23 protein-coding genes, 1 tRNA gene and 1 pseudogene are annotated in these 23,257 nt (G+C 39.9%); 17 read left to right on the top strand and 8 right to left on the bottom strand.

The window, feature by feature from the left end; genetic code table 11:
- Positions 1 to 2: 2 nt before the first annotated feature.
- From FZC88_RS16725 to FZC88_RS16700, 6 genes are all read left to right on the top strand, one after another.
- The gene (locus FZC88_RS16725; RefSeq protein WP_148995724.1) at positions 3 to 584 is read left to right on the top strand and encodes a hypothetical protein; all 582 of its coding nucleotides are present in this window, start codon (positions 3 to 5) and stop codon (positions 582 to 584) included.
- A 57-nt stretch (positions 585 to 641) separates the two neighbouring features.
- Complete coding sequence (gene rpmG / locus FZC88_RS16720) at positions 642 to 791, top strand: 50S ribosomal protein L33 (protein WP_064091498.1); 150 nt, start codon at positions 642 to 644, stop codon at positions 789 to 791.
- Positions 792 to 898: 107 nt separating this feature from the next.
- Positions 899 to 1,462 (top strand): 5-formyltetrahydrofolate cyclo-ligase, encoded by a 564-nt coding sequence (locus FZC88_RS16715; protein WP_148995723.1) that lies wholly within the window; start codon positions 899 to 901, stop codon positions 1,460 to 1,462.
- Positions 1,455 to 2,237 (top strand): DUF92 domain-containing protein, encoded by a 783-nt coding sequence (locus tag FZC88_RS16710; protein WP_187443669.1) that lies wholly within the window; start codon positions 1,455 to 1,457, stop codon positions 2,235 to 2,237. Before FZC88_RS16715 ends, FZC88_RS16710 begins: the two co-directional genes overlap by 8 nt.
- An 87-nt stretch (positions 2,238 to 2,324) precedes the next feature.
- Positions 2,325 to 2,504, top strand: coding sequence for a hypothetical protein (locus FZC88_RS16705; RefSeq protein ID WP_148969675.1), 180 nt, complete (start codon positions 2,325 to 2,327; stop codon positions 2,502 to 2,504).
- Between the two features lie 645 nt (positions 2,505 to 3,149).
- Positions 3,150 to 4,673, top strand: coding sequence for a rhomboid family intramembrane serine protease (locus tag FZC88_RS16700; protein ID WP_148995721.1), 1,524 nt, complete (start codon positions 3,150 to 3,152; stop codon positions 4,671 to 4,673).
- On the opposite strand, the gene FZC88_RS16695 is transcribed toward FZC88_RS16700, so the two are convergent.
- Positions 4,670 to 5,548, bottom strand: a complete 879-nt coding sequence (locus FZC88_RS16695; protein ID WP_148995720.1) for a hypothetical protein — start codon at positions 5,546 to 5,548, stop codon at positions 4,670 to 4,672. The two genes, FZC88_RS16700 and FZC88_RS16695, sit on opposite strands and share 4 nt — an antisense overlap.
- A gap of 141 nt (positions 5,549 to 5,689) precedes the next feature.
- Here FZC88_RS16695 and FZC88_RS16690 point away from each other — a divergent pair, with 141 nt between their 5' ends.
- The 7 genes from FZC88_RS16690 to FZC88_RS16660 all read left to right on the top strand — a co-directional run bounded on the left by FZC88_RS16690 (position 5,690) and on the right by FZC88_RS16660 (position 14,511).
- Entirely contained in the window at positions 5,690 to 7,150 is a 1,461-nt protein-coding gene (locus tag FZC88_RS16690) for a spore germination protein (protein WP_148969672.1), read from the top strand.
- Between the two features lie 683 nt (positions 7,151 to 7,833).
- Entirely contained in the window at positions 7,834 to 8,040 is a 207-nt protein-coding gene (locus FZC88_RS16685; protein WP_148995719.1) for a YqgQ family protein, read from the top strand.
- 5 nt (positions 8,041 to 8,045) lie between these two features.
- Positions 8,046 to 9,014 carry an ROK family glucokinase gene (locus FZC88_RS16680; RefSeq protein ID WP_148995718.1) on the top strand — a complete coding sequence of 323 codons (969 nt, stop codon included), beginning with the start codon at positions 8,046 to 8,048 and terminating at the stop codon, positions 9,012 to 9,014.
- 360 nt (positions 9,015 to 9,374) lie between these two features.
- Positions 9,375 to 11,243 carry an LTA synthase family protein gene (locus tag FZC88_RS16675; protein ID WP_148995717.1) on the top strand — a complete coding sequence of 623 codons (1,869 nt, stop codon included), beginning with the start codon at positions 9,375 to 9,377 and terminating at the stop codon, positions 11,241 to 11,243.
- A gap of 101 nt (positions 11,244 to 11,344) precedes the next feature.
- Positions 11,345 to 12,538 carry a M14 family metallopeptidase gene (locus FZC88_RS16670; protein WP_148995716.1) on the top strand — a complete coding sequence of 398 codons (1,194 nt, stop codon included), beginning with the start codon at positions 11,345 to 11,347 and terminating at the stop codon, positions 12,536 to 12,538.
- 555 nt (positions 12,539 to 13,093) lie between these two features.
- Positions 13,094 to 14,197, top strand: a complete 1,104-nt coding sequence (locus FZC88_RS16665; protein ID WP_148995715.1) for a YqgU-like beta propeller domain-containing protein — start codon at positions 13,094 to 13,096, stop codon at positions 14,195 to 14,197.
- Positions 14,197 to 14,511: an MTH1187 family thiamine-binding protein gene (locus FZC88_RS16660; RefSeq protein ID WP_148995714.1), complete on the top strand. Its 315-nt coding sequence runs from the start codon at positions 14,197 to 14,199 to the stop codon at positions 14,509 to 14,511. Before FZC88_RS16665 ends, FZC88_RS16660 begins: the two co-directional genes overlap by 1 nt.
- Before the next feature lie 54 nt (positions 14,512 to 14,565).
- On the opposite strand, the gene FZC88_RS16655 is transcribed toward FZC88_RS16660, so the two are convergent.
- Both FZC88_RS16655 and FZC88_RS16650 read right to left on the bottom strand, forming a co-directional pair.
- Complete coding sequence (locus tag FZC88_RS16655) at positions 14,566 to 14,919, bottom strand: winged helix-turn-helix transcriptional regulator (protein ID WP_148995713.1); 354 nt, start codon at positions 14,917 to 14,919, stop codon at positions 14,566 to 14,568.
- A gap of 221 nt (positions 14,920 to 15,140) precedes the next feature.
- Entirely contained in the window at positions 15,141 to 15,314 is a 174-nt protein-coding gene (locus tag FZC88_RS16650) for a DUF2759 domain-containing protein (protein WP_148969664.1), read from the bottom strand.
- 199 nt (positions 15,315 to 15,513) lie between these two features.
- Here FZC88_RS16650 and FZC88_RS16645 point away from each other — a divergent pair, with 199 nt between their 5' ends.
- The gene (locus FZC88_RS16645; protein WP_148995712.1) at positions 15,514 to 16,149 is read left to right on the top strand and encodes an MBL fold metallo-hydrolase; all 636 of its coding nucleotides are present in this window, start codon (positions 15,514 to 15,516) and stop codon (positions 16,147 to 16,149) included.
- A 47-nt stretch (positions 16,150 to 16,196) separates the two neighbouring features.
- Here the strand turns inward: FZC88_RS16645 and FZC88_RS16640 are convergent, their stop codons facing one another.
- Complete coding sequence (locus FZC88_RS16640; protein WP_113970494.1) at positions 16,197 to 16,442, bottom strand: DUF2626 domain-containing protein; 246 nt, start codon at positions 16,440 to 16,442, stop codon at positions 16,197 to 16,199.
- An 81-nt stretch (positions 16,443 to 16,523) separates the two neighbouring features.
- Positions 16,524 to 17,222 carry a helix-turn-helix transcriptional regulator gene (locus FZC88_RS16635; protein ID WP_148995711.1) on the bottom strand — a complete coding sequence of 233 codons (699 nt, stop codon included), beginning with the start codon at positions 17,220 to 17,222 and terminating at the stop codon, positions 16,524 to 16,526.
- A gap of 218 nt (positions 17,223 to 17,440) precedes the next feature.
- Here FZC88_RS16635 and FZC88_RS16630 point away from each other — a divergent pair, with 218 nt between their 5' ends.
- Positions 17,441 to 17,821: a Spx/MgsR family RNA polymerase-binding regulatory protein gene (locus FZC88_RS16630; RefSeq protein WP_262371894.1), complete on the top strand. Its 381-nt coding sequence runs from the start codon at positions 17,441 to 17,443 to the stop codon at positions 17,819 to 17,821.
- Between the two features lie 230 nt (positions 17,822 to 18,051).
- On the opposite strand, the gene FZC88_RS16625 is transcribed toward FZC88_RS16630, so the two are convergent.
- Positions 18,052 to 18,123 (bottom strand) — tRNA-Gln (locus tag FZC88_RS16625).
- Between the two features lie 79 nt (positions 18,124 to 18,202).
- Positions 18,203 to 18,841 (bottom strand): cupin domain-containing protein, encoded by a 639-nt coding sequence (locus FZC88_RS16620; protein ID WP_148995709.1) that lies wholly within the window; start codon positions 18,839 to 18,841, stop codon positions 18,203 to 18,205.
- A gap of 216 nt (positions 18,842 to 19,057) precedes the next feature.
- Between FZC88_RS16620 and FZC88_RS16615 the strand changes: the two are divergent.
- Positions 19,058 to 19,771 (top strand): annotated as a pseudogene (locus tag FZC88_RS16615) (ATPase, T2SS/T4P/T4SS family); the annotation flags it as partial.
- Between the two features lie 166 nt (positions 19,772 to 19,937).
- Positions 19,938 to 20,777 (top strand): manganese catalase, encoded by an 840-nt coding sequence (locus tag FZC88_RS16610; protein WP_148995707.1) that lies wholly within the window; start codon positions 19,938 to 19,940, stop codon positions 20,775 to 20,777.
- Positions 20,778 to 21,790: 1,013 nt separating this feature from the next.
- Here the strand turns inward: FZC88_RS16610 and FZC88_RS16605 are convergent.
- Positions 21,791 to 23,242, bottom strand: coding sequence for a recombinase family protein (locus FZC88_RS16605; RefSeq protein ID WP_148995706.1), 1,452 nt, complete (start codon positions 23,240 to 23,242; stop codon positions 21,791 to 21,793).
- Between the last annotated feature and the right edge of the window lie 15 nt (positions 23,243 to 23,257).

The following is a 23,257-nucleotide window of genomic DNA, read 5'->3' as shown; positions in this document are numbered from 1 at the left end:
TAATGAAGGAGAATCCGAATGGGAAATTCCATATCCAAGGAATAGCCTGGAACAGGAATAATGAATATGTACCCCTTTACTCAGAGAAACTAACCTCTCTTACCGGCATAACTGTGAAAATTCACGAACATATTGAAGGGTGGGGGGAGTCCTTGGCCTTTGAAATGGTAAATACCACAAAGGAAAGCAGGCATCTTAAGGTTTTCTTTCTTATTGAATGGCTCGCCTGTAAAGAAGATGGAGTTGGAGTATTATCACTATCCAAGGATACGTTCTGGAATTATAGTGGTAAACTTGTTGCCATCACGAACATCGTTTCCTGCGCGGGCTCTGTTAAGAAATCCATCTATCCCCTTAACTTGAAAGGCTTACAATTATGGAAGAAGTCCCTGAGTAACGGAAGCCTTTACTACTATCCGATCACCAATGGCCTTAATATGATGGTTTATATGTTAGACTTCTCATTCAAGCCTTTTGAAGTGAAACAAGGCAAAGTGTATGCCATTGAAGGAGCATTAGAAGAAGAGGTTTCAAATTTAAGCGATAGAATAAAAAACGGACTAGCATTTCCGAAAGAAAAGTGATATTATAGAAAAGTCGTATGAATAGTAGAAGATGTATATGTTTGGAGGGAAATAATAATGCGTGTAAACATTACTTTGGCTTGCACAGAAACTGGTGAGCGTAACTATATTACAACCAAGAACAAGCGTAACAACCCAGACCGTCTTGAGCTAAAAAAATATTGCCCGAAATTAAAGCGTGTGACTCTTCACCGCGAAACGAAATAAGCAGCCGGATTTTATCCGCTGCTTTTTTTTATGCTCATAACAGTTACAACATCGCATTTACATAGAGAATCCATTAAAATAATATCTGAATAGTATGGAGGGATATTATGTCTAAAAAAGAATTACGGAATCTTCAGCTTCAATCATTAAAATTAATCGATCATATAGCGTTTCAACAAAAGTGTTTTAGAATAGAACAGTTACTCTTTGAATCTCCCGAGTGGAAGAAGTGCAACACCGTTGCGGTGACCATTTCAAAGCCTCCGGAAGTCAATACGTGGAATATAATCAAACGGGGCTGGGAGGAAGGGAAAACGGTAGTAGTCCCGAAATGTTTTCCGAAAAACCGTGAATTGGTCTTCTTTGAGCTTCATGATTTCCACCAGCTCGAACAATCCTATTTTGATTTGTATGAACCGGACCCCGACAAGTCGACCGTTGTACATAATGATGCTATTGAATTGATGATCGTTCCAGGTTTAGCTTATACAGATAAGGGCTATCGTCTGGGGTTTGGCGGCGGATTTTATGACAGGTTGCTCTCAAGCTATTCGGGTCTGACGATGTCCCTTGCCTTTGCGGAGCAAATGGTCGATACATTGCCAATCGAATCTTTCGATATACCCGTAGGAACGATCTTGACGGAAAAGGGACGAATCGATTGTGATTAATGAGTATTTCTTTCTTCTCCTAATTATTTTCTCTATCGCCATAGCAGGATGGAAAACCAGTAATTTAAGTCTCTCAGGCGCTGTAATGGCCATAATGGTAGGCATGGCTATTGGATGGTCATATGGGTTTGAGGGACTGTTTATATTAGGCGTGTTCTTCCTTTCATCCAGTATATGGTCTCGCCTTTTTAAGAAAAGTAAGATAGGAATTGAGGAGCGCTTAGCGAAGACGTCCATAAGGGACTGGCAGCAAGTGCTGGCGAATGGAGGTCCTGCAGCCCTCTTTGCCTTATTCTTCAGTGTGACGGGAAACGAAGTCTGGACACTGGCCTTCATTGCATCAATCGCGGGGGCAAACGCTGATACATGGGCCTCTGAAATCGGTCCTCTCAGTCATAAAATGCCGTTTTCCATAAGAACCTTCAGGAGAGTTCCTAAAGGCACATCTGGTGCTGTTTCCGTCCTCGGAACGGTAGCGGCCTTCTTTGGAGCTGCCCTTATCTCACTAGCATCATTGATTTTATTGAATGTCATGGATGTATCTCTCTTGGTACTCCTTCTCCTTTCCGGATTTTTAGGAAACATTCTGGATACAGTACTGGGCGCGTTCATACAGCTTGAGTACCGGTGTACGGTCTGCGATCTTCGAACAGAGTCATCCGTTCATTGTGACCATCACACAGAAAGGACGAAAGGGGTCCCGCTCATGAACAATGAGACAGTGAATGCGCTTTCAAGTCTTTTTGCAGGAGTGCTTATGCTCATTTTCTATTGACGGTAACGAAAGAAAGTATCGTTTCCGTGTAATTTAGTGGGATAAGCTTCTCTATAATGATCCAAACTACTAGCAGGAGGGATCATTATGAACGGATGGACAAAATGGTTAGTGCTGGGCGGTTTGGTTCTTTTTCTGATTCCGAATCGATATCGACTGTTAAATGTACTTCTAGGGAACTTTCTCATTAGAAAATTTGCTGTGAAAGCAGCGATGGGGATACCTGGTATCCGCTCTAAATTCATTCAAGGTGCATTCAGAGGATAACAGTCAAAAAGACTGTAAGGGGGAAAATCTCTCTTACAGTCTTTTTGTTTTACAGTTTAAGAAAAGGTTCGGTATAGTAGGGGGAGAATAGGATTTCTTAAATAGAGAAAAGTTTGTGGCAAGCTTAAAGGAGAAAGTAGTAGTTGATTTCCGCTCCAGGATGCTCGCTTTCCGCGGGGCTGGCGGTGAGCCTACTCGGCAAGCCTCCAGGTTCTCACCTGTCCAGCCATTCCCCCAGGAGTCGAGCATCCTTCAGCGAGAATCAACTTTCGGAGCATGTTTCTTTTAAGAAAGTAATAAAAAACAAAATCTTTTATCAAACAACCTCTATTAAGGTAAGTAGAAATTGATTTCTTATTAAGGATAAGATTTCTGGTTTCTAGTTACATTGTCTTTTTTGCACACCTTAAAGCTCTGTCACGAAATTTCTCTTAAAGATGGTGAGGGGAACTGCGCAGACTCCGGCGGATTTTGGTCGTGCCGAGACCCCGTTCGGCTAAGCTGAGGAGGCTCGGTAAAACGCTAGCTGCAAGCGGAGTAGTTCTCCTCACGATCCAGCATAAACTAATTGACAGAGCCCAAGCAGACCATATGTTATAAACAACAATATTTAAGAAAAGAGCCAAAAAGAAAGTAGTGGATGATGTGGATTTACGTTATCATTATTTGTTTTGGAAGATAGCTTACCATTTGGTTGAGAATAAACACTATAGAATTCTTAATCTCTCACCCAATCAAGATGAAATATGGCTTGAGAACACCGGTAAGAAAGAAGCGAACGTCATTCGAATGGTACGGAAAGATCTCGATTGGGGAAACTGGGTCAAGCGGGATATGGAATTGACCTCGGTGAATGGGGAGAAAATCAGAAAATCCCTTGGGAAAAGGCATCTTCAAATGAAGAATATCTATGTCTCCACTTATCCGCCTGTAGATGCAGATCCGGATTTATTCCAGGAACCCCTGAACAATCAAAAGACATCCGTTCAGCCTCTTCTTCTTCATGGTGATCAAAGTATAGAAACCCTCAGGAATGACCCTTTTTTCAATGAAGGGGAATGGGAGCTCCCCCCTGAAGTATTGGATGCCAATGTAGAGTGGATTAAAAGCATGACCATGACTTCTTCTTCTAAACAGCTACAGAAGGAAAGACAGCTGTTTGAAAGAGGAAAGCCGCTCTTTACCTATTTATTCATTGCACTCCAATTGATCATGTTCTTAATTCTTGAACTTAATGGTGGAAGTAAGGACCCACAAACATTGATTGAGTTCGGTGCTAAGTATAACCCCCTCATGATTGAAGGAGAGTGGTGGCGCCTTGTAACCCCGATCTTTCTGCATATAGGAATACTTCATTTACTTATGAACACACTTGCCCTATTTTATCTGGGAATGGCAGTGGAGAAAATGTTCGGACGTCTCAGATTCATCTTCATTTATATGATATCGGGAATCACGGGATCTCTGGCCAGCTTCCTTTTCACATCTAATCTCTCTGCAGGAGCCAGTGGCGCAATCTTCGGCTGTTTCGGTGCACTGCTGTATTTCGGCGTATTATATCCGAAGATTTTCTTTAGAACGATCGGTACCAATATCATAGCGGTGATCCTGTTGAATTTAGTCCTGGGGTTTACCATCCCGGGAATTGATAATGCTGGCCATATCGGAGGATTGGTGGGAGGTTTTCTCGCAGCGGGAATTGTCAGCTTGCCGAATAGTCACCGCCCACTGCGTCAATTGCTTTTTCTGGTGGGAAGTATCCTGCTTGTTGGAGTTTTTGTTTCGAGGGGTATTGGTGCAGATCCAACCTCTTGGGATGTTAATACTGTGAATGGCGTGGCTCAAGAAAAGATTTCCAATCAACAGTGGGAGGAAGCGGAAAATATTCTTCTCCCGGTGGTTGAAGAAGGCTCGCCAAATGCACAGACATACTTCTACTTATCATACGCTGAAATCAAGATGAACAAATTAACACAAGCAAAAGATCATTTGAGAGCTGCGATCGAAGAAAATGGTGAGTTTCATGAAGCTCACTACAATCTTGCGTTAATCCTGATCGACTCAGGTGACAGAAAGGAAGCTATTGTTCATGCAAAAAAAGCCTATGAATTAAATAGGCAGGATGAAAATTATGAAAAACTTTATAAAGAGTTGCAGGGGAACACTTAAAAGGATATCTGTTGTTTAAGTAGAGAAGCTTCTCCGTTTTTATCAATCAGTAACACGAGAACTTCCTTTCGATCTTCTTTCACTAATATAAGTGGGATGGCACTGTCTATTGACTCAATGACAGAGCCATCCTCTTTTTTAATTCCTAAATAATAATTTTTGTAAAGTCCTTCCCATAGGTTTCCTATTACACGTTCCCATTCTTGCTCGGTGAATACTTCCAAAGGTTTATTTTCTAATTTAGGGAGTTGAGTTAACGGAAAGGATGTATAGTCTTCCATAGGGATTTGCATGGATGCAATTGCCTTTTCCCAAAGATAGTCAAGTTGTTGAGAGGTCACTTTGTCCAGTATGTTCTTCCATTCTTTTTCTGCATCTGTACCTGGTTGTCGGAAGGCGTTTAAAGGGCTGAAATTTGAATCAATTACATACAATGTATCTTCAGACATTTTCTGGGCACTCGTAAAATCTGTTTCCGTTTCATGAATTTCAGAATAATGGAAAGACACAGCTTGAAGGAGGCTGCTTTCTTTTCCCTTTATGGTTGACTCCTCAACAATTTGATCGGTGTCCTGTTCCCATTCGTTCATGAGCCCTTTTAGTCTCCCGTTCATAAATAAAAAGCCGACATCCTGACGTAAATAGGCAGGTGTATCAAGTTTTGAAGATACCTTCCAGTTTACCTCATAATGCTCATTTTTCTTCTCGGGTTGAAGCATCAGAATTGTAGTGGCAGATTCATAGGAAACATGTTCATTTATCGGGAAAAAAATAATGCTTTCCTCCGTTTGGGGCATGTAAACAAATTGAATCCCAAGAGCAACAATGCACATGATGACAAGAAAGGGCATGGCTTCTTTTAGTCGTTGTTTCATTTCGTTCACTCCAGTAGTATGTCCATTTAGTAAATAGTATGAAGCTCATGATATCAATATGATAGGATGTATGTTTTCTAGCTGCTTTGTCTAGGATGGTAAAGATGGAAATTCATGTAAAGTTATTGGGAGTGAAGGCTAATGACAAATCAAAAGAAAAAGCCTGTCTCTACTCAGATTGAAGAAAACACCAATTATCTAAGGGATACCTTAGCAGTAGACAAAAGCTTTGATGTCATTCAATTGGATTTGGAGTATGCTGAGAGAAAAATGGCGATGTTTTTAGTGGATGGCTTTGTTAAAGATGATATTATGCATTATCTGATGAAGCTTTTGTCAGGACTTAGTCCTGAACAATTAGAAGAAGATACGTTAGAAAAATTATTAAAGACGTACATTCCTTACATAGAGATCGAGCAAGTGGATGATTTGAACCAAGTGATTGATTTAGTATTGGCAGGTCCCACAGCCCTTGTGGTGGATGGTATTGACAAGGTCATTATGATCGATGCAAGAACGTATCCAGTCAGAGGACCTCAGGAACCCGATATCGAACGGGTGGTGAGAGGTTCAAGGGACGGGTATGTCGAGACGATAGTGTTTAATACAGCTTTGACAAGAAGGAGAGTTCGCGATCCTTCGCTTCGAATGGAATATATGCAAATCGGAAGAAGATCCAAAACGGATATAGTCGTCAGCTATATAGAAGACATTGCCGATCCAAATTTGGTCCATAAAATCAAAGATGCCCTATCTAAGATCGACACAGATGGTCTTCCCATGGGAGAGAAGACACTGGAAGAGTTTATTGCCGGGCGCCACTGGAATCCATATCCCATGGTCCGTTATACGGAAAGGCCGGATACAGCCGCAGCACACTTATATGAAGGACACGTCATTATTATGGTGGACGGCTCACCGAGTGTCTTGATTACGCCGACAACTTTTTGGCATCACCTCCAGCATGCAGAGGAATATAGGAACAAGCCCTCAGTTGGAGCCTACTTGCGCTTCGTCAGATTTATCGCTGTGTGGTGTTCGATTTTCTTACTGCCGTTTTATTATTTATTTGCCATTCATCCCGAGCTATTGCCGGAAGCATTGAGTTATGTGGGGCCAAATGATGTAGGGGAAGTACCATTATTCCTTCAATTTTTAATCATTGAAGTCGGAATCGATATTCTAAGGATGGCTGCCATCCATACCCCTTCTTCGTTAGCTACGGCTCTTGGTCTCGTTGCTGCGTTAATGATTGGTCAAGTGGCGGTGGAAGTGGGTCTCTTAATTAACGAAGTCATTCTTTACCTCGCCATTGCAGCAATCGGTACCTTTGCAACGCCAAGCTATGAGATGAGCTTAGCCAACCGGTTGGTCAGGATCTTCTTATTGATCTGTACTGCATTATTTGGAGTGTACGGTTTTGTTGTGGGTATACTGCTATGGATTATTATGCTCTCAAGAATGAACTCCTTTGATATTCCATATATGTGGCCATTCATTCCGTTTAACCTGAGAGCATTCCGCGACGTCTTCCTGCGTTCGCCTATGCCCTTAAAAAACAGACGGCCACGATTCTTACACCCGAAAGATCCAGATCGTTAATATAAGTTGAAGAGATTTTCTTATTGGTTATTCCATTAAGGAGATCTTTTTTGTTTACAGAAAGGCTCTTTTCATAATTTGTTTCCTCGATTAGTGATTTTCGAACAAAATGTTGACCGTTCCTTTCCGCTCCAGGCACAAGATTCCCCGGGGAGGAAGTCGAGCCTCCTCGACGTTCAGTCTGTGGGGTCTCGACCTTTCCTCTATTTCCCGCAGGGGTCAAGTGCCTTCCGCTACAATCCACGCTGTACTACATTCTGACTCACTATTTTTGTTATCGTCACTATTAAACTCTATAACGAAAAATCTATTTACGATGGTGAGGGGAGTTGTCATTAACCAACTAATTAAAAAGTTCTTCCTCAATTGGGATATTTTCCTTTAACCATTTCAAGTTGTTTGCTAAAGTTCTTGTATTTACTGGATTTTTTAAGGATACATACTTAAAAAGTTGATTGGAGCGGAAGGAGGCTCACCGCCAGCCCCGCGGAAAGCGAGCATCCTGTAGCGGAAATCAACTATTACTCTCTTCTCTAAGACAGCAACAGCCTTTACGAAAAGAGACTTCTTATAAAACAATCTTCGTGAAAGAACCTATAATGGATATTTGGTAGCTGCATATTGAGAAGATAGTGGTTTTCACTTATACTTTAATGTGAATGATGGAAAGCAGGGTGTATGATATGAAAACGATATATGATATCCAGCAGTTATTAAAAAGTTATGGAACCATTATCTACGTTGGGCATCGTCTTTCTGAACTGCAATTAATGGAAGGCGAACTAATAGAACTTTATCAATCCCAGCTGATCGACACGCGGGATTTTCAAACAGCTTTGTTTTTGTTGCGACATGAAATAGAAATTGAAAAAGAAAAACAGGACAGGTGATAAAGATGACAGAAAAATGGTTGGTTGGTGTAGACTTAGGAGGAACGACGACAAAAATCGCGTTCTTGAATAAGTACGGTGAGCTCTTACATAAATGGGAAATCCCTACTGATAAATCAGAGAATGGTAAAAATATTATTGTAGATATTGCAAAAGCGATTGATAAGAAGCTTGAAGACCTAGATCAATCAAAAGATAAACTGGTCGGCATCGGAATGGGTGCGCCGGGACCTGTGGATATGGCGAAAGGGATTATTTACGAAGCCGTTAATTTAGGCTGGGACAAAAATACGCCATTAAAAGATTTACTTGAAATGGAAACAGGTTTATCAGCCGTTATTGACAATGACGCAAACTGCGCGGCACTGGGTGAAATGTGGAAAGGTGCAGGAGACGGTGCAAAGGATATTGTCTGTGTGACACTTGGAACAGGTGTTGGCGGGGGAGTCATAACAAATGGAGATATCGTGCACGGTGTGAAAGGTGCAGGTGGTGAAATTGGACATATTACCGTTGTTCCTGAAGGTGGATACCAGTGTAACTGTGGGAAGACAGGTTGTTTGGAAACGGTTGCTTCTGCGACTGGAGTCGTTCGTCTCGCAAATGAAAAACTGGATGCGACAACGAAAATGTCTGTTCTGCGAGGAATAAGAGAGGCCCATGGAACTGTCAGTGCAAAGGATATTTTTGATGCAGCAAGAGAACATGATGAACTTGCCCTTGAAGTCATTGATCAATTATCCTTCTATTTAGGGTTGTCCCTAGCAAATTTAGGAAATGGACTGAATCCTGAAAAGATCGTCATTGGTGGAGGAGTATCTAAAGCGGGTGAGATCTTATTAACCCCGGTCGTGAAATATTTCAAGCAATTTTCATTCCCTACCGTCCGTACTTCAACAAACTTGAGTATTGCTACACTTGGAAATGACGCCGGTGTGATTGGTGCAGCCTGGCTAGTTAAGAATAAGATCTGATGAGATAAGTTGCATAATTATTTCTTAGAAAGAGCTTTCCTGTAAGGGAGGGCTCTATTTTCTTTGATTCTACTAAAAGGTTGAAACTAGTCTTTTTGACATAGGGACGAAGGAACCGTTTTGAAAAAATATAGTTATTTTGAAACTTTCAACGGTTTCAATCGTCTAATAGTATGGGTAAGAGAATAAGACTTAAATAATTATTATACATGATTGATGTGAAATGGAGTTTGACGTTTTGTAAAAAAAGTATTAAGATAGGTCAAGGTTGCTGTCTGATATTACCTGTTTTTACCATTACAAATATTACATGAATTTGTTACATACGCATGAACCGTTTGTAGCAAGGAGGTTGATTAAATGAAATTGAAAAAAACACCAAAGGCTTCTCTTATTATCATCGCTGCATTGCTCCTTTGGGTTAAAACGTACATTGTCTATAAAACTAGTTTTGATATAAAGATAGAAAATACACTCCAAGAACTTATACTCTTCATCAATCCACTAAGTTTCTTACTTTTTATCTTCGGAGTAGGATTGCTTCTTAAGAAGGATAAGTCTCGCACCCGCTATATTATCGCTGCAAGCTTCGTCCTTTCGTTTATCCTATATGGAAATGTTGTTTTCTATCGCTTCTTTGATGACTTCTTGACACTCCCAGTCCTGTTTCAAACAAGCAATTTCTCTGATTTAGGTACAAGTGCGAGCGCAATTATGAGCTGGAAGGATTTATTCTATTTTACAGATGTCATTGTGTTAATTCTTATCATCAAGTTAAAGCCAACATGGTTCTCTCTGCAAAACTATAGCAGAGCCAATCGACGAGCGTATTTCCTGGTTGCCACGGCCCTTGTTTTCTTTAACCTTGGCTTGGCAGAATCGGAACGACCACAACTTCTGACAAGAACGTTTGATCGTGAAATGTTAGTAAAGAATATTGGAACGTATAATTACCATGTGTATGATATTTTCTTACAATCAAAGTCTTCCGCTCAACGAGCAATGGCAGACGGCAGTGAATTAGCGGATATTGATAATTATGTTCGCGCAAGTTACATCGAACCTGATAAAGAAATGTTTGGTGTAGCAAAGGATAAGAACTTGATCATGGTATCACTTGAATCACTACAGAATTTTGTCATTAACAGCGAAATGAACGGTCAGGAAATTACACCTTTTCTGAATGACTTTATTGGAGAAAGCTATTACTTCGATAATTTCTACCATCAAACTCAGCAAGGGAAAACGTCAGACTCAGAGTTTTTACTCGATAACTCTCTTTACCCATTGAACAGGGGAGCAGTATTCTTCACTCATTCAGGAAATGAGTTTGAATCCATGACTGAAAAGCTTGGTGAAAATGGATACTATACAACCGCTATGCATGCTAACAATAAAAGCTTCTGGAATCGTGACATTATGTATGATTCCCTAGGATACGAACGTTTCTATTCTTTACCTGACTATGAGGTAACGGAAGAGAATTCTGTTAACTGGGGTATGAAGGATATTCCGTTCTTTGAGCAATCAGTTGAGCATATGAAAGAGATGCCTCAACCTTTCAGTACGAAGATGATCACACTGACGAACCATTATCCCTTCACTCTAGATGAAGAAGATAAGCTTATCGATCCTTACACATCCAATGACGGTACGGTCAATCGTTATTTCCAAACTGTCCGTTACATGGATGAAGCTGTAAAGAACTTCATTACAGACTTAAAGGAATCAGGTTTATATGAGAACTCCGTTATCGTGATGTACGGAGATCACTACGGCATTTCCGAAAATCATAATAAGGCCATGAGTCAATATCTTGGCAAAGAAGTTACACCAGTTGTAAGTACACAGCTTCAAGAGGTTCCTTTAATCATTCATGTTCCTGGACAGGAAGGGAAGACCATTTCCAAGGTTTCCGGTCAAATTGACTTAAAACCAACGATTATGCATCTTTTAGGAATCGATACGAAGGAAGATATCCAGTTTGGTTCTGATATATTCTCCAGTCAGCATGAAGATCTGGCCATTCTGCGTGACGGTCGCTTCATCACTGAAGACTATGTTTTTGCAGGTGAAAAGTGCTGGAATAAGGAATCCGAAGAGACAACGGATATGAAATACTGTGAGCCATACAAAGAGCGTGTAAATGAGGAGCTGGAATACTCCGATAAGATCATTAATGGAGACCTCCTTCGCTTTTATGGTGAAAACGAAGAAGATGATGAATAAGTAAGAGAGAGCTTGCGAAGAGATTCGCAAGCTTTTTTTGTCATGAATTATAGAACCATTCATACATGTAAGTAAGGACGTATGTATAGGGAGGTTCCTTCATGAAAGTGAAAGTTCGTAGTGGCGATTCTTTTTGGTACTATAGCCAGCTGTTTTATATTCCAATCCAATTAATCATTGATTCGAACCCCTTAGTTGATCCGAATGGATTGAAGATTGGTACAGAGATAGAACTCCCTGGATTCAGAAAAAAAAGCCATACAATTAAAAGTGGAGATTCCTTCTGGACGCTTGCCGAACAGTGGAATATTGGAGTTGATTCCTTACTCCTGCTGAACGAAGGAGTTAATCCTAACCGTTTACAAATAGGGTCAAGCATTTTTCTGCCATCAAGAGTGGTATATCCGCTAGTCAATGGGAAACAAGCCTATAGCTCCGAAACATTTGAAGAAGATGTGAAAAAATTAAAAGAGGTCTATCCGTTCATCAAATTAAACTCGGTCGGCGAAAGTGTCCTTGGAAAAGATCTCATTGAAATGAGAGTTGGAACTGGAAAGAAAAAGGTTCACATAGATGCTTCTTTTCATGCAAATGAATGGATTACCACTTCCATCTTAATGACGTTCATTAATGATTATTTATTATCATTAACGAATGGAAATCTCATGAGAGGAATTCAAACCCTCCCTTTATATGATGTGGTGACAATATCGTTTGTACCTATGGTTAATCCGGATGGAGTAGATCTCGTCTTGAATGGTCCGCCGAAAGACAAACGAAAAGAATTGATCGAAATCAATCGGGGAAGTTCCGACTTTACAGGTTGGAAAGCAAATATAAAAGGAGTAGACCTGAATAACCAATTCCCTGCCAAATGGGAGCTGGAAAAAGAAAGAAAGGAAGAAAAAGCACCAGCTCCGAGAGATTTCCCAGGATATAAGCCTCTTTCAGAACCTGAAACAGTTGCTATGGCAAAACTGGCTCGACAGGAAAAGTTCGACCGGCTGCTTGCCCTCCACACTCAAGGGAAGGAATTCTACTGGGGTTATGAGGGTTTAGAGCCGCCGGAAGCTTCAAGGCTTTCAGAAGATTTTAACAGAGTAAGCGGATATGAATCTGTCAGATATATAGATAGCTACGCGGGTTACAAGGATTGGTTTATTAAAGAATTCAAGCAAGCGGGGTTTACCATAGAGTTAGGAAAAGGAATAAATCCTCTGCCCCTCTCTCAATTCAACGAAATCTACCAAGACATGCTCGGAATCTTCCTCGTATCCATCTATCGCTGGTACTAACAAAAGCGCAGGCGGCTCGATCAGCCCCGACAAGCATAAGTTGAATTGGCCGGGAAGGCGTTCTTTGCCTTCTTGGCCAATTTAGCTTATGACCTCGAGGGGCTAGCCGCCGGAGCTGGATGAAACAAAAGCGCAGGCGGCTCGATCAGCCCCGACAAGCATAAGATGAATTGGCCGGGAAGGCGTTCTTTGCCTTCTTGGCCAATTTAGCTTATGACCTCGAGGGGCTAGCCGCCGGAGCTGGACGAAACAAAAGCGCAGGCGGCTCGATCAGCCCCGACAAGACTGTATGAATTTCGACTTATTATAATAAATGACTCGAAAAATCTTTTGACATGTTCCATAAATAACTATTGTAGAAAGTGAAAATCAGGAGTAAAATAAATCATCATCCTATTTAAAGAATAACCGATCGTGGTGACCCAAATGGTGTGTGAGTGAACATCTGGTCATCACTTTTTTGGATTTTGCAATGTTTTTTTAATAATTTTGAAACATTTTCTGCTTTGAAACGTACTAATTATTATGGAATGAATTGAGGGAGGGAGAAGGATATTGAATAAGAAAAAGGTAAGTGTTTTGCTGTTTTTGCTATTAAGTATACTGTGGCTGTCAGCTTGTCAAACCGAACAAACTCAAACTTCTCCCCCCGAGAAAGAGAAATCTGAAAACAAGGAAGTCGTTTCAGGAATTCTTACTCAAGACAGTTTTGTAGAAAACATAGGCTGGCTTTCAGATTCAGAGATTCTATCCGTACAAAATAATGATGATCTATCCTCTTTATATATATATAATCTCTATGATGGAAGCACTAAGAAAATCTATGATATTCCTTCCTCTTTTGTGAGTGCAAGCATTTCACCCGATAAGAATAAAATACTCATCCACTCTGCACCAGCGTCTTATTCAGCCCGGGTGACGATTATAGACAGAGCAGGAGAAGTGCTATTTCAAGAAGATATTCCATCCTACGAACTGACTCATTCCTGGAACAAGTTTGATGACAATGCATTGCTCATGACCAGCTTCAGCGAAGATTGGAGCTTTCAAGTCTTTCATATTGATGTAGAAGAGGGGACAATGGATCCTATTGAAGTAGAGCAGCCATTTGTGCAGTGGCAATCGAAGTATTCCATTCTTTTTCAAGATTGGAATACGGAAGAAATAAGCGTTGCGGCTCCACTTATATCCCAGAATATTCAGGGGGGTGGGGAGGAAATGATTGTGGATACAAGCATCCACTTCAATCAATTTAACAATTCTCTTTTATCTATCTCTTCTCGTGAAGAAGAAGGACCTTTTGCGTATCAATTCATTACTTCAAATGGTGAGATTCAGTCAGAATTTACAGTAGATCTGTTGAGTCGTTATTCTGATTGGTTAATACCTCATTATGATATGATAGAAGGGAAGGGTCAGTTGATTACTTTCGTGGCAAATGAACCAGGTTCCTTTGATACTTACTCTGGTACATTCTCATTAGAAAAATGGGACACGGTTTCTGGAAAAGACAGTATTCTTTTTGAGGATCTTCCTTTAGAACCTATTCAGTGTTCCCCCAATGGGAATTATTGTTTATATGGAAATCAACTTGAGAAAGTAATCGATTTGGCTAACTCAACCATCATTCAACTACTGAAAGAAGGGGCAGATTTATAATGGCAATCGTTGATGTTACAGTCATTCCAATCGGGACGGAATCACCAAGTGTAAGTTCCTATGTAGCGGACTTACATAGAATACTTAAAGAGTATGAGGAAAAAGGGGAAATCCGTTTTCAATTAACTCCGATGAATACCATCATCGAGGGGGATCTTCCTGTTTTGTTTCAGGTCATACAAGACATTCATGAATCGCCTTTCCAACAGGGGATCAAACGGGTAGCAACAAATATTCGAATCGATGATCGCCGTGATAAGAATTCGACAATGGAAGGAAAACTATCTTCTGTACAGCGTCGACTAGAACAATAAGCACCAAATAAGGGGTGGGTATCTTAAAGATACTCACTCCTTTAGTTTCCTGAACTATGCTTCCTCACTATCCACCAACACTTCGCTTTTGTCAGGATAGGTTTTCTCAATATGGTGTTCTCCCCATTCACATAGCATATCTAAAGGTCCTTTTAACGACCATCCATACTCAGTTAATTCGTATTCTACTTTTGGGGGAACTTGATTGTAAATAATTCTATTGATGACTCCATCAGCTTCGAGCTCTCTTAGCTGCTGGGTCAGCATTTTCTGAGTGATTCCAGGCATTAGTTTCTTCAATTCACTTGTTCGTCGCTTGCTTTTAATCAAATGACAGAGAATCACCACTTTCCACTTGCCCCCGATGACTTCTAAGGAGGCCTCAACAGGTATATTATATTTCTTCATTAGTAAACCTCCGTTCCCTGACGATATCTTTCCATATAGGATAGACTGTTACACTCGCTATTATCCTGACAGGCTTAAATATATTTCTATTATAACGTACCCATCGTAAAGGTCTATAGGGTACTTTTTAGTGCCTACATAACTTTCAAGTACCCTAATCGAAAGTAAAAAAGCCTTCCGTTATGAAACGGAAGGCTTTTTTATGAGTATTCATTGTTTAATTAATGCCCACCTGGGTAACCAGAGTGAAGGACAGTCATAATTGTAAACCAACCAAAAACACCTAATGTTGCCAGGGAGAAAAGAATTCCCATAGCGTTCTTGTTTTTGAAAGTGCTTACTACCGCAAACAAAGCTAATAATGTAACCAATGCTGTAATAATTACAAGACCCATTTATATGACCCCTTTCATTAAAATGCGTTTTACTACCTGATAACCATATGTACATAAATGCACTCATTAACATTTTATATTTTTTTCCTCTGTTTGTCGAGGTCAAAAATTTGACACTTCTATGGCGCTCTTGCCACCATGTTTTTATGATGTGATAAGTTCTGCTACAATAATAGTATCACATTTGGAGGTGGATACGTTGCAGTGGAAACAAATTCCGTTAGGCCCGTTACAAACCAACTGCTATATTCTATGGAACACAAAAAATGAATGCCTGGTCGTGGATCCGGGAGGAGAAGGGGAGAAACTGATTCAGTGGTTAGAGAATCATTCGTTAACTCCGTTAGCCATTCTCCTTACTCATGCTCATTTTGATCATATTGGAGCAGTTGATCAAGTACGTGACAACTATAGCATTCCAGTATATATTCACGAGAAAGAAGCTATGTGGTTACTGGATCCTGCTTTAAACGGATCTCAATTATTCATGATGGGTGATCTGATCCGACTTAAGCCTGCTGATTACATATTAACAAATGAAAAACACCTGAACATTGGCGATTTTCAGCTAGAACTATTTGAAACGCCTGGTCATTCACCAGGTAGTATTTCTTATTATGTACAAGAAAGTGGAATCGTATTAGCGGGAGATACATTATTTATGGGCAGTATCGGACGATCCGATTTACCTGGAGGAAATCATAAAGAGCTCCTGGCAAGCATTCATGAAAAGTTATTAACGCTGCCTGAGACTACAACGGTTCTACCTGGTCACGGACCGGAAACATCGATCGAAGGAGAGATGGATTCAAATCCATTTTTGAATGGATTTTAACATTCACAAAAAAAATTCCCTTTAGCCATAAGCTAAAGGGAATTTTTTTAGTGTCCTCCTGCACCCGGAGTCATCATAAAGGTCGTCCAATAAGTAAATCCAGCAAAGAACACTGTTAAGTAAGCACCGAAAATGTAAATATACATACGTTCGGACAGTTTTAAATAGCTAAGCATAATGAAGAATCCTGTTTGGCCTAAAAAGATTAATGATGTCGTGGTCATATCACCAAGATAGAACATTACAGCAAAAATACCAGTCCAAAATCCAAGAACTCTAAACATACGATCCATATGTAACCCTCCTTTGCACCCTAAGTCCATCATTCAATATTATAAATGAATACTACCATAAAAGTAAATATCCGTTTGCTTTTAGTTTGTGACGATTACGTGATATCTACACGTGGAACAGTCATTTATCATATTTTCTTCTTGTTTAAATTCTTCCACAGAGTATAGAGTTTCAAACATCCCTTTTAATAATGCGTTGTGTAAACCACATATGAACACCGGTTCCAGCTGAGCATTCTCATGAAAAGGGCAATGATCATAGTGGAACTTGATTTGATATGAATCACCGATTGACTCATCTAAAGTAAAACCGATCGATTTGGCAATTTCTGATAATACATGCAGCTTTTCAGCATGAGTTACCCCAACTAAGGATAAGTTACGGCTTTCAAGATAGTGGTCCACCAAGCTTTTACCGTACTCATATCCTGTGTCCACCAGCACCTTAAAACCCTCTTCTCCGAGCTTAGCTAATGAGGCAATGGTGAGGTCGCTAAGTAAGCGGAAGTTTCGAGGAGGAAAGGATAACTGAACGAGTTCTTCAGATGGAATATATCGTTTGCCTGGCCTGCCACCTTTGCCGGTCTTTACATATTCTGATTGCAACACTCCTATTTCCTCAAGCTTTGATAGGTGTAGACGGGCAACATTCGGGTGAATATGAAACTTCTCAGCGATGTCTTGAACTGAAAGCTCATGTTTTCTCTCACTAATGTACAAGTAAATGGAATACCGGGTCGGGTCTGAAAGTACGCTTGTAACCTTCAGTGTCATATCCATTCAAAAAACACCCCAATTTTGTAGTTAATAGCTCTATTATAAGCCTCAAGAAAAAGAATGGATATGAAGGGAAAGCCTATTATAGCTTGCTTCATTCATTGTTTATAAAAAGTTCACAAATTCCTAAGGGATATTACTATACAAAAGTTATACAATTAATGTACAATATGTTTAACATATCATAAACATGCAAGCTCAAATTTAAGGAGGTCATGAAAGTGAATAACCTGACATTTTTTACTTATCCAAGCTGTACCTCTTGCCGAAAAGCCAAAAAATGGTTAACTGCCCATTCCGTCGATTTTGATGAAAGACATCTATTCAGAGAGACACCTACCCATAGAGAGCTAATGGAGCTACTATCCCTGACCACCGATGGACTTGATGAAATATTGGCTACAAGAAGCCAAACCTTCAAAGACTTAGGTAAAGATGTGAACGATTTACCTCTATCAGAAGTGATTAAATTAATTATTGAAGAGCCAAAACTTCTTCGCAGACCCTTATTAACAGACGGTAAAAAGCTGGTGGTCGGATACAATCCAGAGGGATTACAAAGCCTTGCGAACAAGAACAGATCGTTGAAGAAAAGCAGTTGAATGTAATAATTAAAAATAAGTTGGATTGAAAACGGCAGGCACTTTTCACAAAGTGCCTGCCGTTTTCAATGTGGTAGTGGGGCTGAACGAGCCGCCGCTGCTTTTAGATTATCCAGCTCCGGCGGCTAGAGGCTCGAGGTCATAAGCTCACCCAAAAAGACAAAGAGCGCCTTTCCGGGTGCCTCATCTTATGCTTGTCGCCTCTGAACGAGCCGCCTCTGCTTTTAGTACTGGGCTAGCTGGATTCGAACCAACGCATGTCGCAGTCAAAGTGCGATGCCTTACCGCTTGGCTATAGCCCATTGTCGTCTTTACAAAATATAGTATGGTTGTATTTTGATATTCTATTCATTAGTTTTTAATAAAAGTTCTCTCCGCTTTTTAAAAGGTTTTTGGAATGCACTGACGATGATGATAAGGGTTTGGCTGATAGTGATAGTGATATGGGGAATAGGCGAAATGGGATTGTCGTTGAGATAAATGCCTATCTGGATCTAAGCAAGCAGGACCGATGTAAGTACTTGGTTTCACCTTTTCTGTCGATTTGATCCAAGCACCTTCATCCATGCAATAATTGTACGCCATGACACTTGAAGGGGTGAACTTTAAGATATCCGAACCTAATATCACTTCCGGTGTAGGGGCATTAAAAATGGCCAATAGGTGAGTTTGATCCTGGGTTGCTTCTTCATAATGCCACCAGCCTTGTGGAACATTTGCCACCTGTCCAGGTGAAATACGGAAATTTAAGACTTCCTTAGTATATGGATTGAGCATGGAAACAACAGCTCCACCAGAAATGCAATAGACCAGTTCAGCTGCATTCTGGTGGTAATGTGGTTCCACAAAATTATGTTTACTTAAATAGATATCAAGCAGGGAAGAGTTATCCAACGTATTCAACTGATTTACCCCTAAGATATTTATTAAATTTTGATTGTCTTTTTTAAATAAGGGACTTTTATTAACATCAAAAAAGAATTGAGCTTCCGGAGAGGTGTAATCCATGTATTTACTCATGGGATATTGTCACCACTTTCGTTTTATGATTATTATTCTTTTTATGTATATGGGCGAGGGGTGAATGTGTGAATGACTGTGGTCGGGTTTGAGCAATGAAGAAATAATTTCAGTTATCCTTAAGTATTTGGTGAGAAAAAAATTTAAGGAAAAAGAAGGATTTTGTAAGTTAATGTCGTATATCTTAAGTTAAGAAAACAGAAAGGTGGTGCCTATATATTTCACTCAGTAGAATCCTTATCGGAAGTAATGATTGGAGAAGCTTTCAGCGGTGATGCGACAGATGTTCATGTCATACCAAGAACGAAAGATTACTTGATTCAGTTTAGAAAGCTCGGGGTATTAGTACCGTTCCACACCGTTGATTCGGATCAGGCAGAACGATTGATAGCCCATTTAAAGTTCATGGCTTCCATGGACATTGGAGAAAAACGAAAACCTCAAAGTGGCTCCTTCAGTCTTACCGTTCGAGGTACACCTCTATCACTCAGAATTTCTACCTTACCAACCACTCATTTAAAAGAAAGTCTAGTCATTCGAATACTCCCCCAAAAGTATCAAATCCCAATCGATAAAATGTCCCTGTATCCTTCATCTGCAAAAAAATTACTCGCTCTACTTATGTATTCTCATGGTCTCATTATATTTACAGGTCCAACTGGCAGTGGGAAAACGACAACTTTGTATTCCCTTGTCCACCATTGTTCCGTTGCCCTGAACCGTAATGTGATCACTCTTGAAGATCCCGTAGAGAAGCTTCATGAAGAAATGGTGCAAATTCAAGTGAATGAAAAAGCGGGGATTACGTATTCCGCTGGTTTAAAAGCGATATTGAGGCATGATCCCGATATTATTATGGTGGGGGAGATACGGGATCGGGAAACAGCGGAAATTGCGGTGAGGGCTGCTTTAACAGGTCACCCAGTCATATTAAAAGAACCATGCAGATATTTAATGGATTGTGTTCTGAATAGGAATCAACAATTAGACATAATTAAGTCGTTTAGCTTCCCTGCTATTTTTTGTTCACATGAAACCACACTTTTACATAAAGTAGATTGGTGTTAATAAACAAAAAGGCAGAGGTGATGAGACTGTGTTCTATCACATAAAGGAGCTTCAGTATGAAGCGAAACCGAGCCGGCCAAACCCGGCTTATGCAAACCAGCTACAAGAAATTCTTGGTGGACAATACGGAGAAATTTCGGTGATGATGCAATATTTATTCCAGGGTTTCAACGGACGGGCGGACAAAAAATTTCGTGATTTGTGCCTGGACATCGGGACGGAGGAAATCGCTCATGTAGAATTACTGGCCACACTTATTGCCCGCCTGCTGGATGGTGCCCCCGTATCTGAACAGGAAGCGATGTATAAGAGTAATCCGGTGCTCGCGGCAGCAATGGGTGGAATGAATCCACAGCATGTGATTGTGAGCGGGTTAGGTGCGATGCCGGTGGATAGTGTGGGAAATCGCTGGACAGCGTCATATATCGGGGCAAGCGGGAACCTCCTGGCCGATTTCCGTGCCAACCTAACGGCAGAATCAATGGGCCGATTGCAGGCAGTGAGACTGTATGAACTGAGTGATGACCCGGGTGTTCGCGATACGCTTTCTTTCTTGATCGCCCGTGACACGGCGCATCAGAATCAATGGGCGGCAGCCATTGCAGAACTTGAAGAGCGTGAAGGGGATATTGTCGTACCGACTACGTTCCCGAGAGAGCTTGAAAAGCAGGCTGTTTCATATGATCTTTATAATCTATCCAGAGGAGAAGCGAGTGCCGAAGGACGATGGGCGAGCGGACCTAGCATGGACGGGAAAGCGAATTTCCAATATATCAGTGAGCCTGGTCCATTCGGATCGAAACCCAAACTGGCTCCTGCTCCTAAATATGTACATGCCACCGTTCCGATGCCTCCAATGATGAAATAATTCTGTTTATAGACCTATAAAAACACTCAGGTTGACTGAAGAAGCAACAGTAACCTGAGTGTTTTTTCTTTAAAGGCATCATTCAAAATGATATTTTATTTTTTGAAAATATAGGAATGGATTAATATTCTCACTTGAGAGAGGTCACTTTTGCCGAACTGGGGTCACATTTCCCTTCTTAAAGGATGAAATCAAAGAAACATGTTCAGCTAATCGTTTTAGTGAACATGTTTCAGTGGAGTACAAAAATATATTGGAAGATCAAAAAGGTAGGTGGATGACCTCTTTGACTCTCACAAAGTAGATTTTACCCACTTTTTTGCAACCTAGTCTTTATTTTTTTCTCAAATGAATAGTCGTAAGTGATTAAAGTCGACAAATATATTAGGAGTGCATCATAAATTCAAAATTATAAAAAAGGATCGATCCCCTGGACCGCCACAAATTTATAACACGGAATGGAAGAAACATTTTGGATATTTCCTTATGGTAATATTATAATATGTTTTATTCTTTATTTGCCTGTATATTTGCGGATATGACAAATATTCTGCAAGAGGTTCTTCTTCCTTTGAATATAAAATAAAACAGATTCATGAATTAATTATTTCAACGAAAAATTGAATTTCATCTAAGATGATATCTCTTAAGTCAGGTGACTCACATATAAGGTATTCTTCAAATAATTCACCTAAATGTTTTATAAACAAAAAAAGTTCAAACTCTTCTACCAAATTAATCACCTCATGTAACATTATGCCTGAATATGGAGGTGATTGGAAAGTATTACGACAAAAGTTTTATTTTTTTGACAGAATAAAAAGGAATCAACGGACAAGGTTGACTCCTATACCCTAAAGAGTGTTTTGACATTTCCCAATATAATATATGCATAAGGATTTCAAAGTGTGAGCTTACAAAGTTAATGTATAGTTCGATGAAAAACTTCAGTAGAGTTTAATTTTAGTTCTTCGGCTAAAGTATACTGGAGAAGGAAAATAAAAAATTAAAATTTAATAAAATTCAACCTCTTTAATCTCCAAACAATCAGGTTTCAACTGATCACTAACCCGATCAACCACAATTTTTTTAGTGAACATCTGAAGCAACATCTTTTTCTCCAATGCATCAAGATGGTTCCAGTTTGATTTTATATCCAATAGAATATCTGAAAGATCTTCAGTGTTCGTTTTTTCCCTTGAAGGCTGAAGAGAAGAGAGCTGCTTATTTACATCTTCTTCTTTACTTTTTTCCTCTTCCATTCGAACAGAGAAATCTTCATCATTTATCAAGTCATTTACCCAGGCGTACTGCCATTTTTTCCTACGTTTATCTATCTCCTTTAGTTCTTTAGTAAGTATATCTATTCTATCTTTAGATTCATCATTTTCATCCATTTGAGTAAGGTCTTCAACGATGTCTGGATTAATATCAAAAGTATCCAAATACTTAATAAACTGAGTTTCTAAATAACGCTCTGACATGTTTCTCTGATCGCATTGACCCAATCTACTACTAGAACAATAATAGGCTCTAGGCTTATAGACATTTTCTCCTCTTTTAGAATATCCGTATTTCCCAGCAAGAGGACTGCCACATCGTGCACATCTCGCGGTTCCAGAAAAGATAAATTTACTTGTAGTTGCTCTTGGATGATTAACAGACCTACTTTCCCTAATTCTTTGTATACTGTTATAAGTTTCTTTAGAGATAATTGGAGGATGGGTATTTTCTACTTCAAAGTAATTTTCTTTGTTCACTCTAAAGTTATATCTCATGTTCCCAATATAGGTCGGGTTAGTGAGGATGTATCTTACCTTGAAATCATTCCATGTGGCATTTGTTTTTGTACGAATTTGCAATCGATTTAATTCTACAGCAATGCTATTTACTCCCTTCCCTTGGAGGTAGTATTCAAAAATTCTTTTTACAGCTAGAGCTTCCTCTTCATTAATTTTAAGCGTCTTGTTTTCTTTATCTAATTCGTATCCATAGGGAGCCTGGTTAATTACCCAATTGCCCTCACGTGCTTTTTGTTCCATCCCCATGCGAATGCGCTCACCTGTATTTTCTCTCTCCCATTGAGCTAGAGCAGCTACTATCGTTATGAACATCCTACCCATTGCTGTGGTCGTATCATATACTTCTGTAGCTGATTTAAACTTACAATCGTATTTGTCGAACGTTTCCAAAATGTTATAAAGATCCCTTACTGACCTAGTCAAACGGTCTAGGCGATAAACCAAGACACAATCAACCAAATTTTGCTCAATATGTTTCATCATCCTTTCCAGATTAGGTCTGTTGGTGTCTTTTGCACTATAACCATCATCAATGTAGATTTCGAATATATCCCATCCCTGGGACACACAGTAAGCTTTTAAACGGTCTGTCTGTGCTCGAATAGAGTAGCCTTCAGAGGCTTGTTCAGTGGTACTAACACGGACATACACTGCTGCTTTCATATAACCACTTCCTTC

The sequence above is a fragment of the Rossellomorea aquimaris genome (genome assembly GCF_008180865.1).
In the GTDB taxonomy this organism is placed as follows: Bacteria; Bacillota; Bacilli; order Bacillales; family Bacillaceae_B; genus Rossellomorea; species Rossellomorea yichunensis.
Note: the sequence above shows the minus strand (reverse complement) of the source record. Positions and strands in the feature narration are given on the sequence as shown.

Bases quoted from the DNA above. Each gene is read 5' to 3' on its own strand.
- FZC88_RS16725 (WP_148995724.1), top strand. From the start codon at position 3: ATGAAGGAGAATCCGAATGGGAAATTCCATATCCAAGGAATAGCCTGG.
- FZC88_RS16705 (WP_148969675.1), top strand. From the start codon at position 2,325: ATGAACGGATGGACAAAATGGTTAGTGCTGGGCGGTTTGGTTCTTTTT.
- FZC88_RS16695 (WP_148995720.1), bottom strand. From the start codon at position 5,548: ATGAAACAACGACTAAAAGAAGCCATGCCCTTTCTTGTCATCATGTGC.
- FZC88_RS16675 (WP_148995717.1), top strand. From the start codon at position 9,375: ATGAAATTGAAAAAAACACCAAAGGCTTCTCTTATTATCATCGCTGCA.
- FZC88_RS16660 (WP_148995714.1), top strand. From the start codon at position 14,197: ATGGCAATCGTTGATGTTACAGTCATTCCAATCGGGACGGAATCACCA.
- FZC88_RS16670 (WP_148995716.1), top strand. From the start codon at position 11,345: ATGAAAGTGAAAGTTCGTAGTGGCGATTCTTTTTGGTACTATAGCCAG.
- FZC88_RS16620 (WP_148995709.1), bottom strand. From the start codon at position 18,841: ATGAGTAAATACATGGATTACACCTCTCCGGAAGCTCAATTCTTTTTT.
- FZC88_RS16640 (WP_113970494.1), bottom strand. From the start codon at position 16,442: ATGGATCGTATGTTTAGAGTTCTTGGATTTTGGACTGGTATTTTTGCT.
- FZC88_RS16685 (WP_148995719.1), top strand. From the start codon at position 7,834: ATGAAAACGATATATGATATCCAGCAGTTATTAAAAAGTTATGGAACC.
- FZC88_RS16715 (WP_148995723.1), top strand. From the start codon at position 899: ATGTCTAAAAAAGAATTACGGAATCTTCAGCTTCAATCATTAAAATTA.
- FZC88_RS16690 (WP_148969672.1), top strand. From the start codon at position 5,690: ATGACAAATCAAAAGAAAAAGCCTGTCTCTACTCAGATTGAAGAAAAC.
- FZC88_RS16605 (WP_148995706.1), bottom strand. From the start codon at position 23,242: ATGAAAGCAGCAGTGTATGTCCGTGTTAGTACCACTGAACAAGCCTCT.
- FZC88_RS16635 (WP_148995711.1), bottom strand. From the start codon at position 17,222: ATGGATATGACACTGAAGGTTACAAGCGTACTTTCAGACCCGACCCGG.
- rpmG (WP_064091498.1), top strand. From the start codon at position 642: ATGCGTGTAAACATTACTTTGGCTTGCACAGAAACTGGTGAGCGTAAC.
- FZC88_RS16650 (WP_148969664.1), bottom strand. From the start codon at position 15,314: ATGGGTCTTGTAATTATTACAGCATTGGTTACATTATTAGCTTTGTTT.
- FZC88_RS16655 (WP_148995713.1), bottom strand. From the start codon at position 14,919: ATGAAGAAATATAATATACCTGTTGAGGCCTCCTTAGAAGTCATCGGG.
- FZC88_RS16680 (WP_148995718.1), top strand. From the start codon at position 8,046: ATGACAGAAAAATGGTTGGTTGGTGTAGACTTAGGAGGAACGACGACA.